General features: G+C 72.1%; 18 protein-coding genes. 4 read left to right on the top strand and 14 right to left on the bottom strand.

The window, feature by feature from the left end; translation table 11 throughout:
- Window positions 1-368: 368 nt before the first annotated feature.
- From ACFYMO_RS30410 to ACFYMO_RS30395, 4 genes are all read right to left on the bottom strand, one after another.
- Window positions 369-713 carry a DUF4229 domain-containing protein gene (locus ACFYMO_RS30410; protein WP_366771701.1) on the bottom strand — a complete coding sequence of 115 codons (345 nt, stop codon included), beginning with the start codon at window positions 711-713 and terminating at the stop codon, window positions 369-371.
- A gap of 134 nt (window positions 714-847) precedes the next feature.
- On the bottom strand, window positions 848-1,867 hold the full coding sequence (locus ACFYMO_RS30405; protein WP_366771700.1) for a hypothetical protein: 1,020 nt from the start codon (window positions 1,865-1,867) through the stop codon (window positions 848-850).
- 80 nt (window positions 1,868-1,947) lie between these two features.
- Window positions 1,948-2,400 (bottom strand): Lrp/AsnC family transcriptional regulator, encoded by a 453-nt coding sequence (locus ACFYMO_RS30400; RefSeq protein WP_019354131.1) that lies wholly within the window; start codon window positions 2,398-2,400, stop codon window positions 1,948-1,950.
- A 42-nt stretch (window positions 2,401-2,442) separates the two neighbouring features.
- Window positions 2,443-3,150: a UbiX family flavin prenyltransferase gene (locus ACFYMO_RS30395; RefSeq protein WP_366771778.1), complete on the bottom strand. Its 708-nt coding sequence runs from the start codon at window positions 3,148-3,150 to the stop codon at window positions 2,443-2,445.
- A gap of 75 nt (window positions 3,151-3,225) precedes the next feature.
- Between ACFYMO_RS30395 and ACFYMO_RS30390 the strand changes: the two genes are divergently transcribed.
- Window positions 3,226-4,389: a hypothetical protein gene (locus ACFYMO_RS30390; RefSeq protein ID WP_366771698.1), complete on the top strand. Its 1,164-nt coding sequence runs from the start codon at window positions 3,226-3,228 to the stop codon at window positions 4,387-4,389.
- Between the two features lie 169 nt (window positions 4,390-4,558).
- Window positions 4,559-5,164, top strand: coding sequence for a rhomboid family intramembrane serine protease (locus tag ACFYMO_RS30385; protein WP_388550420.1), 606 nt, complete (start codon window positions 4,559-4,561; stop codon window positions 5,162-5,164).
- 25 nt (window positions 5,165-5,189) lie between these two features.
- Here the strand turns inward: ACFYMO_RS30385 and ACFYMO_RS30380 are convergent, their stop codons facing one another.
- From ACFYMO_RS30380 to ACFYMO_RS30370, 3 genes are all read right to left on the bottom strand, one after another.
- Window positions 5,190-5,768, bottom strand: a complete 579-nt coding sequence (locus tag ACFYMO_RS30380) for a Uma2 family endonuclease (protein ID WP_366771696.1) — start codon at window positions 5,766-5,768, stop codon at window positions 5,190-5,192.
- A 44-nt stretch (window positions 5,769-5,812) separates the two neighbouring features.
- Window positions 5,813-6,733 carry a menaquinone biosynthesis prenyltransferase MqnP gene (gene mqnP / locus ACFYMO_RS30375; RefSeq protein ID WP_366771695.1) on the bottom strand — a complete coding sequence of 307 codons (921 nt, stop codon included), beginning with the start codon at window positions 6,731-6,733 and terminating at the stop codon, window positions 5,813-5,815.
- Window positions 6,734-6,842: 109 nt separating this feature from the next.
- On the bottom strand, window positions 6,843-8,294 hold the full coding sequence (locus ACFYMO_RS30370) for a menaquinone biosynthesis decarboxylase (protein WP_366771694.1): 1,452 nt from the start codon (window positions 8,292-8,294) through the stop codon (window positions 6,843-6,845).
- Window positions 8,295-8,439: 145 nt separating this feature from the next.
- On the opposite strand from ACFYMO_RS30370, the gene ACFYMO_RS30365 reads away from it, so the two are divergent.
- Window positions 8,440-8,853 (top strand): PLD nuclease N-terminal domain-containing protein, encoded by a 414-nt coding sequence (locus tag ACFYMO_RS30365; protein ID WP_366771693.1) that lies wholly within the window; start codon window positions 8,440-8,442, stop codon window positions 8,851-8,853.
- 107 nt (window positions 8,854-8,960) lie between these two features.
- On the opposite strand, the gene ACFYMO_RS30360 is transcribed toward ACFYMO_RS30365, so the two are convergent.
- The 7 genes from ACFYMO_RS30360 to hemL form a co-directional block, all read right to left on the bottom strand.
- Entirely contained in the window at window positions 8,961-9,524 is a 564-nt protein-coding gene (locus tag ACFYMO_RS30360) for an SRPBCC domain-containing protein (protein ID WP_366771692.1), read from the bottom strand.
- A gap of 37 nt (window positions 9,525-9,561) precedes the next feature.
- Window positions 9,562-10,680, bottom strand: a complete 1,119-nt coding sequence (gene ccsB, locus ACFYMO_RS30355) for a c-type cytochrome biogenesis protein CcsB (protein WP_366771691.1) — start codon at window positions 10,678-10,680, stop codon at window positions 9,562-9,564.
- Entirely contained in the window at window positions 10,677-12,545 is a 1,869-nt protein-coding gene (locus ACFYMO_RS30350; RefSeq protein WP_388550413.1) for a cytochrome c biogenesis protein ResB, read from the bottom strand. Before ACFYMO_RS30350 ends, ccsB begins: the two co-directional genes overlap by 4 nt.
- A gap of 3 nt (window positions 12,546-12,548) precedes the next feature.
- Window positions 12,549-13,319, bottom strand: a complete 771-nt coding sequence (locus ACFYMO_RS30345) for a cytochrome c biogenesis protein CcdA (RefSeq protein WP_366771689.1) — start codon at window positions 13,317-13,319, stop codon at window positions 12,549-12,551.
- A 7-nt stretch (window positions 13,320-13,326) separates the two neighbouring features.
- Window positions 13,327-13,929 (bottom strand): TlpA disulfide reductase family protein, encoded by a 603-nt coding sequence (locus ACFYMO_RS30340; protein WP_366771688.1) that lies wholly within the window; start codon window positions 13,927-13,929, stop codon window positions 13,327-13,329.
- Between the two features lie 117 nt (window positions 13,930-14,046).
- Window positions 14,047-14,781 (bottom strand): histidine phosphatase family protein, encoded by a 735-nt coding sequence (locus ACFYMO_RS30335; protein ID WP_366771687.1) that lies wholly within the window; start codon window positions 14,779-14,781, stop codon window positions 14,047-14,049.
- The gene (hemL, locus tag ACFYMO_RS30330; protein ID WP_366771686.1) at window positions 14,778-16,133 is read right to left on the bottom strand and encodes a glutamate-1-semialdehyde 2,1-aminomutase; all 1,356 of its coding nucleotides are present in this window, start codon (window positions 16,131-16,133) and stop codon (window positions 14,778-14,780) included. The genes ACFYMO_RS30335 and hemL overlap by 4 nt, the downstream gene beginning before the upstream one ends.
- 127 nt (window positions 16,134-16,260) lie before the next feature.
- Between hemL and ACFYMO_RS30325 the strand changes: the two genes are divergently transcribed.
- Entirely contained in the window at window positions 16,261-16,986 is a 726-nt protein-coding gene (locus ACFYMO_RS30325; protein ID WP_366771685.1) for a hypothetical protein, read from the top strand.
- Window positions 16,987-17,127 lie beyond the last annotated feature (141 nt).

The following is a 17,127-nucleotide window of genomic DNA, read 5'->3' as shown; positions in this document are numbered from 1 at the left end:
GGGGCGTCAGGAAGCGGACTCTTGGAAGGGGCAGCGCGCGCGCAGGTGCGCAGGGCGATGCGGTCGCGGGACTGTGCGGTCGCGCCGGAGTATGGTCCGGCCGCGCTGTCAGCGACAGGTCGCCGACATGCAGCGGCAGAGATCGACATGCAGCCGCGCCACGAGCGCCGGGCCGGGGCGGCCCAGGAGCGCGTCGGAAGTGGTGGCTGCGTTCGTCATGGCCGTCACGCTAACACTCCGTCTTTGGCTTACCCAAAGCATTGCTTTGGGGGGCGAGTACGGAACAGCTCAACGCCCCACCGGGGAAAGGTCATTCCCGGTGGGGCGCAGACATCGGTGTGAGGAGGGTTACAGAGTCGGTCGGCGCGTCAGGCCGAACCCGTCCCCGGCTCGGCCTGCGACGGCGCCTGCGACGGCGTCGCCTGCGCCTCGTCCTCCTGGCTCTGGTTGGCCGCCAACCGCTCCTTGGCCCGGCTCACGCCGTGGACGACCTGCTCGGACATCGCGGCCCGCTGGTTGCGCAGCAGCACATAGCTGAGCGGCGCGGAGACGACGAGCGCCAGGAGCACCACCCAGATCGGGTTCGAGTCTCCGACTCCGGAGGGGATGACGCCGAAGTGCGTCAGCAGTCCGACGACGACCAGGCAGCCGACGAAGATGCCGAGCCGCATGGTGGTGTAGCGGAGCGTCGCGTGCGAAGTGCTGCTGCTCACGTGGGTTCTCCATGCTTTCGGGCGATTCGCGGTACCTCACCAGTCAAGCACAGGCCACGAGGCGATCTTCGTCACCCCCGGAGACGGGCGTCACCGGCCGCCACGGACGCACGGCCCCGCCGGCCGGCCGCGTCTCACACCCGCATGGGCTGCGGCGTCTCGCGCCGCTGCGGGTCGGGGCCGGGGAAGCTGCGCAGCTCCCCGTGGCGGGCGTCGCGCTGGACGGGACGGAAGCCCGTGTCGGTGATCAGGTCCAGCAGGTCCTCGCGAGTGAGCGCGTCGCCCTGTCCTTCGCTGTGTCCTGCACCCTGCGCCTGCTCGCCGTCCACCACCGGGCCGGCCATCTCGTCCGCACCGTGCTGGAGCGCCAGCTGCGCCGTCTGCACGCTGTGCAGCGCCCAGTCGACCGCCAGGTGCGGCACGTTGTCCAGCAGCAGCCGGGAGACCGCGAACGTCGTGAGGATCTCCGCGCCGGTCGCGCTCTGCGGCACGTCGCGGCGCAGCGGCAGGAAGACCTGGCAGCCGCCGGTCTCGTCCTGCAGTTCACGCAGCCGCAGCAGCCGGTCGACGAAGTCCGCGCGCTCGGCGGCACCCGCAACCGACCCGTAGCGCAGGGTGCAGGCAGCCGCGAGCCCCATGCCGTGCGCGAGACGCAGCACCCGCGCCCGCTCCTCCCAGGACAGCTCCGCCTCGGCGGCGGTCTCCACCGGGCCCTCGGCACACAGCCCGTCCAGACCGGCCTCCGCCAACGCGTCCAGCACCCCGGAGACACCGTCCGCGTACTCGGCCGCGAAGCCGACGACGTCGGCGACGGTGCACGCGGTGAGCGCCACCTCGGCGGGCAGCGCGTCCCGCAGCGCGCGCACCGCATCCGGAAGGCCGCTCCACCCGGTCCCGCCGGTGGTCAGCCGCAGCTCGGTGACGCCCTCGGCGGCCCACCGGGTGGCCCGGGCGACGGCCTCGCCGGTGTCCGCCGTCAGCTCCAGCGACCGGTGGACGGCGAACCGGGCGGTGTCAGCGCTGTGCCGCGTCCGCACCTGGTGCGCGAGGCCGCCGAGCCAGGCCAGGTCGTCGCAGTCGTACAGGGCGATGCCGTCCGCCCGGCTCAACCGCTCGCCGGAGCGGACCTTCCGCTCGATGTCCGCCGCGTCCATTCCTCGCGCCACCTGCCCGCCTCGGTCCGTGTCCGTCATGATTCGCGCCGGCCCGACACTACGCCAGGGCCCGCCCGCCGCTATTCCTCGGGCAGCTCACCGACCCGGTTCTCCCACTTGGTCGACAGCACGATCGTCGTCCGCGTCCGCGAGACGCCCTTGGTACCCGACAGCCGGCGGATGGTGCGCTCCAGGCCGTCCACGTCACCGGCCCGCACCTTGAGCATGTAGGAGTCGTCGCCCGCGATGAACCAGCAGTCCTCCACCTCCTGGAGGTCCCGCAGCCGGGTGGCCACCTCCTCGTGGTCGGTGGCGTCGGAGAGCTGGATACCGATCAGCGCCGTCACCCCCAGCCCGAGCGAGGAGGCGTCGACCGTCGCGCGGTACCCGGTGATCACCCCGGCGGCCTCCAGCCGGTTGATCCGGTCGGTGACACTGGGCCCCGACAGACCCACCAGCCGCCCCAGTTCGGCGTAGGAGGCTCTGCCGTTCTCCCGCAGCGCCTGGATGAGCTGCCTGTCCACCGCGTCCATGGATGCCGCTGCCTCCTGTATGTAGTAGTCCGGGGAACGAATCTAAGGCATCGGGCCGGTACCGCCCGGGCCGGTGCCTCCCGCATCCCGGTCGCTGCCGCCCGCTCCGCTCCCCAGATGCCCCTCCCAGCGCCGGTAGAGCTTGTGCTCCACGCCGGCCGCGTCCAGCACCCGCCCGGCGACGAAGTCGACCAGGTCCTGGATGTGCCGGGCCCCCGCGTAGAAGGCCGGGGACGCGGGCAGCACCACCGCTCCCGCCTCGTCCAGCGCAACCAGGTGGCGCAGCGTCTGACCGTTCAGCGGCGTCTCCCGTACGGCGACGACCAGCGGACGGCGCTCCTTGAGCGTCACGCTGGCCGCACGCTGCAGCAGGTCCTTGGAGAGCCCGAGCGCCACCCCCGCGACGCATGCGGTGCTCGCCGGCACCACCAGCATGCCCCGCACCGGGTACGAACCGGAGGACGGTCCGGCGGCCAGGTCGCCCGGGGACCAGTGCCGCACCCGGGCGGGGTCCGTCGCGAACGCGTCCGGGCTGCCGTCGGCGCCCCGGTCCAGCCAGCGGCGCAGGTCGTCCTGCGCATGGGCGTCGCGGAAGGGGTGCCCCGTCTCGTCGAGGATCGTCAGCCGGGAGGCGCGGCTGACGACGAGGTCGACGTCCTCACCCGCCTCCAGCAGCGCCCGGACGACCGCCGCCGCATAGGGCGTTCCGGACGCGCCGGAGACGCCCACCACCCAGGGGACCCGTGCCATGTCACTCACGTCCCCGACCCTACGTCCCGACTCGCGGACTCCGGCGGGGACGCGAGGACGCGTACGCTCTGCGTCATGCGTGTCTCCCGTCCAAGCCACACCGCAGCGGCAGCACTCTGCGCATCCGTACTGGCCGTCGCCGTCGCCGGCTGCTCCATGGCCGAGAAGGTGACCACGGGACTCAAGGTCAAGCACGCCTTCGAGAAGCTGGGCGAGCAGCCCGCCGCCTCGGTGCTGGTGTCGGTGGACGGCAGCCGCGCCGACGCCGAGAAGTTCCTGCGGGCCGCGGGCGGCAAGGGCTCGCTGCGGCGCCAGGCGCGGCTGCTGACCCGCGGCGAACTCACCTTCGCCGTCGGCTCGGACCGCGAGGAGACCCCGCTCAAGGAGCTGAGCCGCTCCGAGCGGCTGCGCTTCGCGACGGCCGTCAACTTCGGCGGCAAGGACGTGCTGGCCGCCAAGTCGGTGGAGGAGAAGCTCTACGTCCGGATGAACCTGCGCTCCCTGGTGGCGCAGACCGGTGGATCCGAGGAGGACCGGCACCGGGCCCGCCGCATCGTCTCGCTGGCCAAGGACCTGCCCGTGACGCTGCGTTCGGCCAAGGACGCGCTCAAGGGCAGGTGGGTGGAGGTCGACCCGGAGTCCTTCGACGACTTCGCGCGCGCCGCACAGGAGATCACCGCGGCGGAGCAGCGGGACGAGCGCCGGGCGGCGAAGCGGGGCGAGGCGGAGCGGCACGGCGCCCCGGACTCCCGGCAGACCGACGAGACCAGCAAGCGGCTGGGCCGCGCGACGGCCGCCGGGCGCGCGCTCAACGGCGAGTCCGAGCGCGAGTTCCTGCGGGGCCTGGAGAAGACGCTGGGCGAGCACGCCCGCTTCCGCAAAGCGGGCGAGTACGGCGGTGCCGAGCATGTGACGGTCTCCATGCCCGCGCGCCGGGCGGCACCGGACCTGTCGCGGGCGCTGGCGGCGCTGGGCGCCCGGCTCGACCCGGAGAAGGTCCCGGACACCACCGTCAGCGCCGATCTGCAGATCCGGCGCGGCCAGCTCACCGGGCTCACGCTCGACCTGGAGCAGTTCCTCGGCGGGAAGCAGGCGCACACGGTGCACCTCCCGCTGCGGATGGACTTCGGCAGCGGCGACGCCGTCACCGTGCGGGCCCCGGACGGGGTGCGCGAGCTGGAGCCGCAGGACCTGCTGGCCGCCGTGATGTACGGCGCCCTGGGCACGGGCGGCATCTGAGGCCATCCTGGAAGCCGGGCTCCCGGAGGCCGGGCCGGCAACGGGTCCACCCTCCCGGACCGGGCCGGTGAGCGGGCCGGGAACCGCCGACCCGCCGCAGGCCGTTGTACAGCGTGACGGGACACGGACGAGGTTGTGCGGGGGAACGCTCCTCGTGAAGGAGGCGGGCATGGCGAAGGGCTCGGACGGCTCCGGCGGCGCCAGAGCGATGGCGGCCGGCAAGCTGATCGTCGCCTGGGTGGCGCTGCTGTGGGTGCTGGAGGCCGTGGATCAGGCGTCGGGCAACGCGCTGGACGCGTTCGGGATCCAGCCGCGGCGCGTCGGCGAGCTGGTGGACGTCGTCCCCAGCGCCTTCATGCACTTCGGGTTCGAGCATCTGATGGCCAACACGCTGCCGCTGCTGGTGCTGGGCTTCCTGGCGGCGCTGCGCGGGGTTGGGCGCTTCCTCGCCGTCGCCGCGATCATCGTCGTGGTGAGCGGTCTGGGCGTCTGGCTGATCGCCCCGGCGGGCAGCAACACCGCGGGCGCCTCCGGGCTGATCTTCGGCCTCTTCGGCTATCTGGTCGCCCGCGGCTTCGTGGACCGCCGCATCACCGACGTGGCGCTGGGCACGGTCGTCGCCGTCTTCTACGGCTCCCTGCTGTGGGGCGTGCTGCCCACCGACTCCGGCATCTCCTGGCAGGGCCACCTCTTCGGCCTGATCGGCGGTGTCCTCGCCGCCCGCCTGACCGCCGAGCCCCGCGCCCTGGGCGAGGCCAAGCCCGCCTGGCACTGAGACCCCGGCCGGGACCGGGGGCGCGTCAGTCGCCGGGGTGCTGGGTGCGGGTCTCCCGGTCGACGGGCAGCTCGTCCGTCTCGATCCGCACCTCACCGATCTCCAGAGCCAGCTCGACGGGCTTGCCGTACGGGATCACGTCCCGGCCCCGGTAGCCGTCCGGGCCCGGGTGCCACAGGGTGGTGCACTCGGCGCGGTACGGATCGAAGATCAGGTACCGGGCGATCCCGCGCTGCGCGTACAGCCTGTCCTTGACCACGTAGTCGTGCCGGACGCTGCTGGGCGAGACGACCTCCACGGCCAGCTCGATCAGGTCCGGCGGGTACGCGCTGAGGTTGCGGTCCGCCTCCGCCCGCGGGACCAGCGCGATGTCGGGGCACAGCTCGTCGGCGTCGGAGAAGACGAAGGTGACGTCCGAGATGCAGGCCCACTCCGTTCCGAGCTTCCTCAGCGCTGTCTGGATCAAAAAAATCGTCTCGCCGTGGAACGGCCTGACCGGACTCATCATGATGGTGCCCCCCACAATCTCCGTCCGGAAGCCAGGGAACTGGTCCTCCAGCCGACTGAGCTGCGAGTGCAGGCGGTCGGTCTCCGAGATCGGCACGGCGCTCTCCCTTCCCTGCTCCCGATGGTAGAGGGGCAGGCTAGTCAGAGACCCAGCCCGCGCACCGCCAGATCCAGCAGGGCACACCCGAACAGGGCGATCCCGATGAAACTGTTGACCTGGAAGAAGGCGCGGTTGAGGCGGGAGAGGTCGCGGGGGCGCACGAGGGTGTGCTCGTAGACGAAGGCACCCGCGACGATCACCAGGCCCAGCCAGAAGAACACGCCGGCGTGGGTGAGCAGCCCGAAGGCGACCAGCAGGCCGACCGTGACCAGGTGTGCGGCGCGGGTGGCGTGCAGCGCGGCCGCGGTGCCGAAGCGCGCCGGCACGGACCGCACTCCGTTGGCGCGGTCGGCCGTCACGTCCTGGCAGGCGTAGATCAGGTCGAAGCCCCCGATCCAGATGCCCACGGCCAGCCCGAGCACCGCGGCCTCCCACGACCAGGCGCCGGTGACCGCGATCCAGGCACCGATGGGCCCGATGGCCTGGGCGATCCCGAGGATGGCGTGCGGGTAGTCGGTGAAGCGCTTCCCGTACGGATAGACCACCATCGGCAGCACGGCGAGCGGCGCCAGGGCCAGGCACAGCGGGTTCAGCAGCGCCGCCGCGCCCAGGAAGACCGCGAGCGCCACGACGGCGCCCGTCCAGGCCGTCCGGACCGAGACCGCGCCGGTGACCAGTTCCCGGCCGGCGGTGCGCGGGTTGCGGGCGTCGATCTCGCGGTCGATGATCCGGTTGGCGGCCATCGCGAACGTCCGCATCCCCACCATGGCGACGGTCACCAGGAACAGCTGCCACCAGTGGATGCTGCGGCTCTCGCGGAACATCGCGGAGAGCGCGGCGATGTAGGCGAACGGCAGCGCGAAGACCGAGTGCTCGATGACGACGAGCCGGAGGAAGGCCCGTACGCGGCCGACATCGGCCCCCGGCCCCGGTCCGAGTACGCCCTCAGCCGTGCTGCTCACAGCATCTCCTCGCTCGCTCCCGCGGCCGCCCGCCACCGGGTCGGCCGCACCGTCCGCGGCCGGGCCGCCGCACGTCCTTCCCCGGCCCGCGGCCGGGCACCGGTCCCGCTCACAGGCCGTACTCCTTCCAGCGGCGGCTGACCAGCTCGGCCACCCGCGGGTCCGACTCGATCATCCCGGGCCAGCCGCCGTCCCGCGTGTACCCCTCCTCGGGCAGCTTGCGGGTCGCGTCGATGCCCGCCTTGCCGCCCCAGAACTGCTGGTAGGAGGCGTGGTCGAGGTGGTCGACTGGGCCTTCGGCCACCGTGAGGTCGCGGGCGTAGTCCACGTTGCCGAGCGCCCGCCAGGAGACCTCGTGCAGATTCCGCACGTCGCAGTCCTTGTCGACCACGACGATCAGTTTGGTCAGCGACATCATGTGCGCGCCCCAGACGGCGTGCATCACCTTCTGCGCGTGTTTGGGGTAGCGCTTGTCGATGGCCACGATCGCGCAGTTGTGGAAGCCGCCGGACTCGGGCAGGTGGTAGTCGACGATGTCGGGCACGATGACCTTCAGCAGCGGCAGGAAGAACCGCTCCGTGGCCCGGCCCAGCGGCCCGTCCTCGGTCGGCGGGCGGCCCACCACGATGGACTGGAGCAGCGGCCGCTTCCGCGTGGTGACGCAGTCGATGGTCAGCGCGGGGAAGAGTTCCTGCGGCGTGTAGAAGCCCGTGTGGTCGCCGAACGGGCCCTCCGGACGCAGCTCGCCCGGCTCCAGCCAGCCCTCCAGCACCACCTCGGCGGCGGCGGGCACCTGGAGCGGGACGGTCTTGCAGTCCACCATCTCCACCCGCTTGCCCTGGAGGAAGCCCGCCAGCAGGTACTCGTCGATGTCCGCCGGGAGCGGGGCCGTGGAGGCGTAGGTCACCGCGGGCGGGCAGCCGAAGGCGATGGCGACGGGCAGCTTCTCGCCGCGCCGCGCCGCGACCTGGTAGTGGTTGCGGCTGTCCTTGTGGATCTGCCAGTGCATCCCGATGGTGCGGCGGTCGTGCCGCTGGAGCCGGTAGAGCCCCAGGTTGCGGACACCGGTCTCGGGGTCCTTGGTGTGGGTGAGGCCCAGGTTGAAGAACGAGCCGCCGTCCTCGGGCCAGGTGAACAGCGCGGGCAGCCGCTCCAGGTCCACCTCGTCGCCCTGCTGGACGACTTCCTGGACGGGCGCGTCCTTCACCTTCCGGGGCGGGACGTGCGCCATCGCGCCGAGCTTCCCGAACGCCTCCCGGAACCCGACGAAGCCCTGCGGCAGCTCGGGCTTGAGCAGGCCGCCGATCTTCGCGCCGATCTCGTCGTAGGAGTCCAGGCCGAGCGCCTTGAGCAGCCGGCGGTCGGTGCCGTAGACGTTCATCGCCAGCGGCAGGTCCGAGCCCTTGACGTTCTCGAACAGAAGTGCCGGTCCACCCGCCTTGTTCACCCGGTCGACGAGCTCCCCGACCTCCAGATGGGGATCGACCTCGGCCTTGACCCGCACCAGGTCGCGGTCACGCTCCAGTGCTCGCAGGAGCGAGCGGAGATCGTCGTATGCCATACGTCTAAGTATCCTCCCCGATGCCCGCGCCCTGAGCGCCGGGGGCCGCGCCGGGGCCATTACGCTTGGCCCGTGGGGACCCGCCGAGCGGGTCCCCGCACCCCGCATCCGTCCGGCGGCATCTCGCACCCAGGGGGCGTTCCGCGTGCTCAGGTATCTCCCGTTCCTCTTGATCCTGGCCGTGTGGATCTACGCGTTCATCGACTGCCTCAACACGCCCGAGAACGAGGTCCGCAAGCTGCCGAAGGTGGCGTGGGTCATCATCATCCTGCTGTTCGGGCAGGTGCTGCTGGGGCCCGTGGCCTGGTTCGCGGTCGGCCGGCCACGGCGCAACGCGCCCTACGGCGCGACCCGCCCCGACGAGCGGCGCTGGGTCGCCCCGGACGACAACCCGGACTTCCTGAAGTCCCTGGGCGAGTCCCCGGCTCCCGGCCCGGACTCCTCCCCCGACGCGCCGCCGGCCCCGGAACCGGCTCCGGACCCCGCCCCGGAGCAGCGCCGCGAGTCCCCCCGCGACGGGGACGAACTGCCCAACCGCAAGGACCGCGACGACAGCTGACCGGGCGGCTCCGGCTCTTCCGGCGGACTCCGGGCGCTCCGTTCCGGAGGTCCGCACGACCCGCACGGTCTGGACGGCGCGAGCGGCGCGCGGAACGGCGCGCCGCGCTAGCAGCGCCGCGCGTAGTCGTCGCGGAGGGCGGTGAAGCGCTCCGCCGTCCGGGCCGACCAGTCCGTCGGCTGTCCGCGCAGCTCGTTCTGGAGCAGTTCGAAGTGCTCGTGCCACCGGGCGAGGACCTCGTGGAGCCGCCCGGCGTCGGCGGTGAAGTCGTTGCGGAACCGGACCCGGGTGTGGTCGTCGTCCACGGATCCGCGCAGGGTGAAGCCGAAGGAGCCGCGCGCGTCGACCGTGTACTCGGCCAGCCGGCGGCGCGACCAGGCGGTGATCCGTCCGGGGGTGGCGAGCTCCTGCGGGCCGTCGGCGCCCGCGGCGGGCTCCCCGTTCCACCAGTGCAGGGTCACCGCGCCGCCGGGGCCGGGTTCGAAGGGGTCGGCCGCCGCGAGCCAGCCACGCAGCCCGGCGGGGGTGGCGACCGCCGCCCACACGCTCTCCAGCGGATGCGGGAACGCCAGCTCGAAGCCGATCGTGTGGGCGGCGCCGCCGGGACCGCTCCGCGCCGTGCCGTACGGGATGCCGTACGCGGTGGTCCCTGCCAGGCCTTCGGTGCTCATAGCTCCACCTTCACCCCGGACGCGGGGGTCGGGCCCCTCAGATACCCGCGTACGAGTGCTTGCCGTTGAAGAAGATATTCACACCGTAATAGTTGAAAAGGAAACAGGCGAAAGCGAGAAGTGCGAGATATGCCGCTTTGCGTCCCTTCCAACCCGCAGTGGCGCGTGCGTGCAGATAGCAAGCGTAGGCGACCCAGGTGATGAACGACCAGACCTCCTTCGGGTCCCAGCCCCAGTAGCGTCCCCAGGCGTCACCGGCCCAGATGGCGCCCGCCACGATGGTGAAGGTCCAGAAGGGGAAGACCGTCGCGTTGATCCGGTAGGCGAACTTGTCGAGCGAGGCCGCCGAGGGCAGCCGCTCCATGATCGAGGACCGCACGGCGCCGGGCTTGCGCCCGGCCAGCAGCTGCGTCTCGTAGGCGTCCCGGAAAAGGTAGAGCAGGGAGCCGACGAACCCGAGGTAGAGCAGCGCGCCGCAGGTGATGGCGAGCGAGACGTGGATCCACAGCCAGTACGAGTGGAGCGCGGGCACCAGCTGGTCGCTGTCCGTGTACAGGACGGTGACGGCCAGCCCCAGGTCCAGCAGGACGGTGGTGACCAGCGGCAGCCCGATCCAGCGGACGTTCTTCTTCGCCAGCAGCAGCGCCAGGTACGCGCCGACGGCCACCATCGAGAAGGCGGTCGAGAACTCGTACATGTTGCCCCAGGGGGCCCGCTGCACCGACAGGGAGCGGGTCAGCACCCCGGCGACATGCAGCACGAAGGAGAGCACCGTCAGCGAGACGGCGATCCGCCCGTAGGTGTCGCCCTGTTCGTCGCCCGCCGCGGCCCCGGGACCGTCCGGCAGGTCGCCGCGCCGGCCGCTGCTGGAGCGGGTCACGATCTTCGGCGGTGCGGGCTTCTCCAGCACCGCCGTACCGCCGCCCTGCTCGGCGCTCCGCGCTCCGGCAGCGGGCTGCTGACCGGGAACGGCCGCCGCCGCGGGGGCCTTCGACGTCAGCGCGGCGGCCGTGCGGCCCACCTTGCTGCGGGAGCCGAAGGTCCATTCGGCGATGTAGGCGCAGAAGGCCAGTACGTAGACGGCCATCGCCGAATAGATCAGATAGTTGCTGACGTGCGCGAGCTGCTCGTTCGGCTCGGCTGCGAGGAGGTTCACTTGCCTGCTCCTTCGGGGGCTTCAGCAGGATCGGCGGAGTCCGGCGCGGCGGCGCCGTCCGCGGCGGCGGCATCCCCGGACGCGGCGTCCGCGCTCGGAGCGCCCTCGCCCGCGGCGTCCGCGGCGGGGGACGCGGCCGCGACGGGGGCCGCGGCCTGCATATCGGTGGCCAGCGAGGCGAGTTCGTCCGGCAGCCGGGCCGACTCGCTGCGGCCGAGCGCGGCCATCTCGACGACCGTGTGCCCGTCGTCGGCGGTGTACGCCCGCACCCAGACCCGGCGGCGCTGGATGAACAGGGACCCCGCGAGTCCCACGATGGCGGCGAGCGCCCCGCCCAGCGCCCAGCCGTTGCCCACCTGGTGGGAGACCTGGAAGTTCGCCCACTTCTTGACGCCGTCGAAGGTGAGGCTCCCGGCACCGTTCGGGAGCTTCATGGTGGAGCCGGGGACGAGCTTCTCGGCGAACGGACCGCCGTCCTTGTCCTTGAACTTCGTCATGTTGTCCGTGTCCAGCTGGTACACGTTCTGCGCCGGTCCGCCGTCCACGCCCAGGTTGCCGTGGTAGGCGGTCAGGAACATCGCCGGGTTCTTCAGGCTCGGCGACTGGGAGAACATGGTGCCGCTGCTCGGCTCGAAGTCGGGGACGAAGAAGCCCTGGAAACCGAGCTGGTCCTTGCGGCCCTTCGCGTCCAGGTAGTCGATGACCTTCACCACTCCGCTGGAGGTCTGGTTGTTGTCCTGCTGGAGGAAGGGCACCGGGCCGCGGTAGGCGATGTTGCCCTTGCCGTCCTTGACGGTGACCACGGGCGCGTAGCCGTTGGCGATCAGGTAGATCTTGGACGAGCCGACCTTCAGCGGATGGTTCACCTTGATGGTGGCGTCCCGCTCCGTGCCGTCGGCGCCCTTGGCGAGAGCGATGTCGGCGCGGTAGTCGCGCGGCGTGCCCTTGTTGGGGCCGCTCTCCTCGTAGGTGGCGTGGAACTCCTTCAGCCGGAAGGTGAAGGGGTCGAGCATGTCGGCGCCGAAGAGCGAGCCGGACTGGAAGTCGTCGTACTGGGTGAGGACGTTGGAGAACCCGTCGCCCTCCACGATCAGCTTGCGCCCCTCGGACTTGAACAGCTGCCCCGAGGCGAAGGCCAGCAGCAGCACGATGAGCGCGATGTGGAACAGGAGGTTGCCCACCTCGCGCAGATAGCCCTTCTCGGAGGCGACCGCGCCCCCGCCCGAGCCGTCCCGGTGGGTGCGGAACCGCCTGCGCCGCAGCAGCGAGCGGGCCGCCGCCAGCGTCTCCTCCGGCTCCGCCGCGGTGCGCCAGGTCGTGTAGACCGGCATCCGGTCCAGCCGGCGCGGGGCGCGCGGCGGCCGGGCACGCAACTGGCCGCCGAACTGCCAGGTGCGCGGCACGATGCAGCCGATCAGCGAGACGAAAAGCAGGATGTAGATCGCCGAGAACCAGACCGACGTGTAGACGTCGAAGAGCTGGAGCTTGTCGTAGAGCGGCGCGAGGGTGGTGTGGTCGGCCCGGAACTGCTCGACCTTGAGCGCGTCCACCGGCGTCTGCGGGACGATCGAGCCCGGTATGGCGCCCAGCGACAGCAGGAAGAGCAGGATCAGCGCCACCCGCATCGAGGTGAGCTGCCGCCAGAACCAGCGCAGCCAGCCCAGCGGGCCGAGCGAGGGAACGTTCAGCTTCTCCTCGCCGGGGGCGGTCGAGAGCTGGGCCGCGGCCGCGCGCTCGCTCCCGGAGTCGGCCCCGGACTCGGCCGCCGCGCCCGCGCTGCCGCGGGCCCCGGCCGACTCCGTCGCCTCACCGGCCTCGTCGGCCGCCGCGTCGGCGGCCCCCTTGCCGGTACCGGTCGTGCTCATGGATCAGATCCCCACCGTGAAGTCGGACGACCAGACCGTGATCTCGTAGACGATCCGGTCCCAGATGCCTGTGACGAGCAGCACGCCGACGGCGACGAGCATCCCGCCGCCGATCCGCATCACCCACGCATAGTGCTGCTTCACCCAGCCGAACGCACCCAGCGCACGGCGGAAGGCCAGCGCGGCGACGACGAACGGCACCCCCAGGCCCAGGCAGTAGGCCACCGTCAGCAGGGCACCGCGCCCGGCACTGGCCTGGTTCGAGGAGAGCGTGAGGACGGCGGCGAGCGTGGGCCCGATGCACGGCGTCCAGCCGATACCGAAGAGCACCCCCAGCATCGGCGCCCCCGCCAGCCCGATCGCGGGCCGCTTGTGGATCCGCACCTCCCGCTGGGTGAAGCGGGTCAGCGGGCCCAGGGCACCCATGAAGGCGAGGCCGAGCACGATCGTCAGACCGCCCAGCACCCGCGAGATGAGGGTGCGGTGCTCCTGGAGCGTGGCGCCGAAACCACCGAAGAGGGCACCGCCGGAGACGAAGACGGCCGTGAAGCCGAGCACGAACAGGCCCGCGCCCAGGAACATCCGGCCGCGCCGGGCTTCGGCCAGGTCGGTGCCGCTGACCCCGGTGACGTAGGAGAGGTAGCCGGGCACCAGCGGCAGTACGCAGGGGGAGAAGAACGAGACCAGTCCGCCCAGCAGTGCGACGGGCAGGGCCAGCAGCAGGGCGCCGCCGTAGACGGTGCCGTTCATTCCGGTGGCCGCGAGGGAGATCATCGGGCGGTCACTTCGCGTCGATCAGGGGGTCGAGCGCGGAGCGCAGCTCCTTCTCGCTCAGTTCCTTCAGGGCCCGCACCGCGACCTTGCCGTCCTTGTCGAGGATCAGAGTGGAGGGGATGGCCTGCGGGGAAAGGGTGTTCTTGGGGAATTTGAGGATGAGCTTGCCGCTGGGGTCGTAGAAGCTCGGGTAGTCGATGTCGTAGTTCCGCTCGAACGCCTTGGCGTTGGCCTTGTCCAGGTCGCGGGTGTTGATGCCGACGAACTGGACACCCTCGTCCTCGGTGTCCCGGGCGACCTTGGCGAGGTTCGGTGCCTCGGCGCGGCAGGGGCTGCACCAGGAGCCCCACACGTTCAGCACGATGACCTTGCCCTTGAAGTCGGAGAGCTTCAGCTTCTTCCCGTCGACGGAGGGACCCGCCAGGTCGGGAACCGCGGCGCGCCGGGACTTCGGGACCTTGGTGATCTCCCCCGTCCCCTGGACGAACTTGGTGTCGCCCGAGGACGAACCCGTCTGCTCCTCGCCGCAGGCGGACAGCAGCAGCGCACCGGCGGCGATCCCGGCGGCCAGCAGGACGGTGCGGCGACGGGAGGCGCGGATCTGGCTCATGTGAAAAGTTTCGCATGCGCGTATGGGGGATCTTCCGCGCCCCCCTGCTGACCCGGCGGAACCGGCTCCCGCGCAGGTCGGGCCGCCGGCCCGGCCCGCCGCTTACCCGCGTCGGGCTCAGGCGCCCGCGCCCCGGCCCTGCGCACCTTTCGCCGCGCCCTTGGGCCGCTTGGCTCCCGCCCGCAGATGCGCGGGCACCAGATCGCGGGCCGGTTCGGAGTAGCCGACCGAGACGATGCGGTCCCCGAGGAAGGTGAAGCTGGTCAGCGAGGCCAGCGTGCACTGGCGGCGCCGCGGGTCGTGCCAGAGCCTGCGGCGTTCGACGAAGCTGCGCAGGATCCAGATCGGCAGCTGGTGGCTGACGCAGACGGCTTCGTGGCCGCGGGCCGCGTCCTTGGCGTGCTCGATCGCGCTCCGCATCCGGACGACCTGGTCCAGATACGGCTCGCCCCAGGAGGGCCGGAAGGGGTTGCGCAGATGGCGCCAGTTCTCCGGCTTGCGCAGTGCGCCGTCACCGACGCCGAAGGTCTTGCCCTGGAAGACGTTCCCCGCCTCGATCAGCCGCTCGTCGGTGCCGACGTCGAGACCGTGGGCCTTGGCGATCGGCGCCGCGGTCTCCTGGGCTCGCTCCAGCGGAGAGGCGAGCACCTGGGTGATGTCGCGCCCCTCCAGGTGTTCGGCGACCCGGTCGGCCATCCGGCGGCCCAGGTCGGAGAGGTGGTATCCGGCCAGTCGCCCGTAGAGGATGCCCTCGGGGTTGTCGACCTCGCCGTGCCGCATCACGTGCACGACGGTGACGGTCTTGTCGTCGGCGCCGGCCGCGGGGGCCGCGCCGTCCAGGCGCTCGCTCATGCGGGCACCGCCTCGGAGGCGGCGCGGGCGGCGGCGGGCAGCGCGTCGGCCACCCGCTCCAGCGCGCGCTCGTCGTGCGCAGCGGAGAGGAACCACGCCTCGAATCCGGAGGGTGGCAGGTAGACGCCCTGGGCGAGCATCGAGTGGAAGAACGCGGTGAAGCGGAAGGACTCCTGCCGCCTGGCGGCCGCGTAGTCGGTGACGCCGGTGTCGCCGAAGTCGCCGAAGAAGACGGAGAACATGCTGCCCGCCGTCTGCACGGTGTGCGCCACGCCCTCCTTGGCCAGCGCCTCGGTGGCGAGCTGCCGCACCTGCCGGGCCGCGGCGTCCAGCACGCCGTGCGCGGCGAAGCCGTCGGCGGCCAGCAGCCGCAGCTGCGCCAGTCCGGCCGCGGTGGCGACCGGGTTCCCGGACAGCGTGCCCGCCTGGTAGACGGGGCCCGCCGGTGCCAGGTGGTCCATCACGTCCTTGCGCCCGCCGAACGCGGCCGTCGGGAAGCCGCCGCCCATCACCTTGCCGAACGTCATCAGATCGGGTGTGACGCCGTCGAGGCCGTACCAGCCGTGCGGCGAGGCGCGGAAGCCGGTCATCACCTCGTCGGAGACGAACAGCGCGCCGTCGGCGCGGCACAGGTCGGCGAGCCCCTGGTTGAAGGAGGGCCGCCCGTCGGCCGCCGGCAGCGGCGGGACGATACCCATGTTGCCGGGCGACGCCTCGGTGATCACGCAGGCGATCTCCCGGGGGTGCGCGGCGAACGCCTCACGGACCGCGTCGAGGTCGTTGTACGGCAGCACGATCGTGTCGCCGGCCTGCGCCCCGGTGACGCCCGGGGTGTCCGGCAGGCCCAGGGTGGCGACCCCGGACCCGGCCGCGGCGAGCAGCGAGTCGACGTGCCCGTGGTAGCACCCGGCGAACTTGACGACCTTGGAGCGGCCGGTGAAACCGCGCGCCAGCCGGATCGCGGACATGGTCGCCTCGGTGCCCGAGGAGACCAGCCGCACCTGCTCGACGGGGTCGATCCGGTGCACGATCTCCTCGGCGAGCGCCACCTCGTCCTCGACGGGCGTGCCGAAGGAGGTGCCGCGCTCCACGGCCTTGCGCACCGCCTCCGTCACCTGGGGGTGCGCGTGGCCGAGGATCATCGGCCCCCAGGAGCAGACCAGGTCGACGTACTCCCGGCCGTCCGCGTCCGTCAGGTAGGGACCGGAACCGGACACCATGAACCGGGGCGTTCCGCCCACGCCGCGGAAGGCGCGGACCGGAGAGTTCACGCCTCCCGGTGTCACGGCGGCGGCGCGGTCGAAGAGCGACTGCGATACTGGGGCGCTGTAGGAGTAAGTCACGAAAGCCATGGTGTCAGAGCCCCCTGTGCCGGGGGCCGGGGGCGTTTCACGCTCCACGGGGCGGGGAGGTCTCTGACACGATGATCGGGCCGCATGGGGACGGCTGTGCGGCCCGGATGAGCAGTCGGGTGGTGACATGCATCGCGGTGGCGGACTGGGAGAGGAGCCCGGCCACTCGGAGACCGGCCCGGAGCGGGCCCAGGGGCGCCACAGGCGCGCCACGGCCGAGGACGGAACCGCGGCGGGCGGCGGCGCGAACAGCGGTGCGGTGGACGGGGGAACGGCGGGCGGCGGCCCGCCGTCCGAGAGCGGAACGGCGGGCGGCGCCACCGGAAGCACCACCAGCGGCAGCGGCACGGTGCACGGCGGCGGCCTCGCGGGTATCGGGAGCACGGCGAAGACCAGGAGCAGCAGGGGTGGCGGCCGAGTGGGGGTGACCTACAAGTACTTCGGGGCACCGGACGGTGCCACGGCCGCACGCGTACCCATCTCGATGCGACCCGAGGAACTGGGCGGGGACGAGCTGGGCCAGGGCATGTTCACCAAGATCAAGCCCGAGACGATGGCGGCCATGGTGCTGACGGGGATCGAGGGGATACCGCTGCACCGGGTCCCCCCACTGGAACTCGTCGTCCTGCACCCGGACTACGCGGTCGTCAAGCTCCCGATGACGGTCGTCGACCCGCTCCGCGGCATCGGTGAGGAGACGGTGGGCGCGGCCGCCTTCATCTGGTCCACGGTCCCCGACCGGGCGGGCCCGCAGGACGCCTTCAACGTCTACCAGCTGCTGCACCGCTGGCAGGACTTCTCCGACCGGCTGCACGAGGCGGGGCACCAGGCGTACTGCCTGGTGTGGCCCTGACCGCCCGGGCGCCCCACGGGACACCTGCCCCGCAGGACACCGGAGCCCCGTAGCCCGCCGGCACCGCACAGGCCACCGTCTCCCGCCACCGGCGGCCGGTGGCGGAACGGCGGCGCACAGGGCAGGGCGCGGGCGGGCCGC

It is taken from the genome of Streptomyces sp. NPDC007025, from assembly GCF_042869455.1.
In the GTDB taxonomy this organism is placed as follows: Bacteria; Actinomycetota; Actinomycetes; order Streptomycetales; family Streptomycetaceae; genus Streptomyces.
Note: the sequence above shows the minus strand (reverse complement) of the source record. Positions and strands in the feature narration are given on the sequence as shown.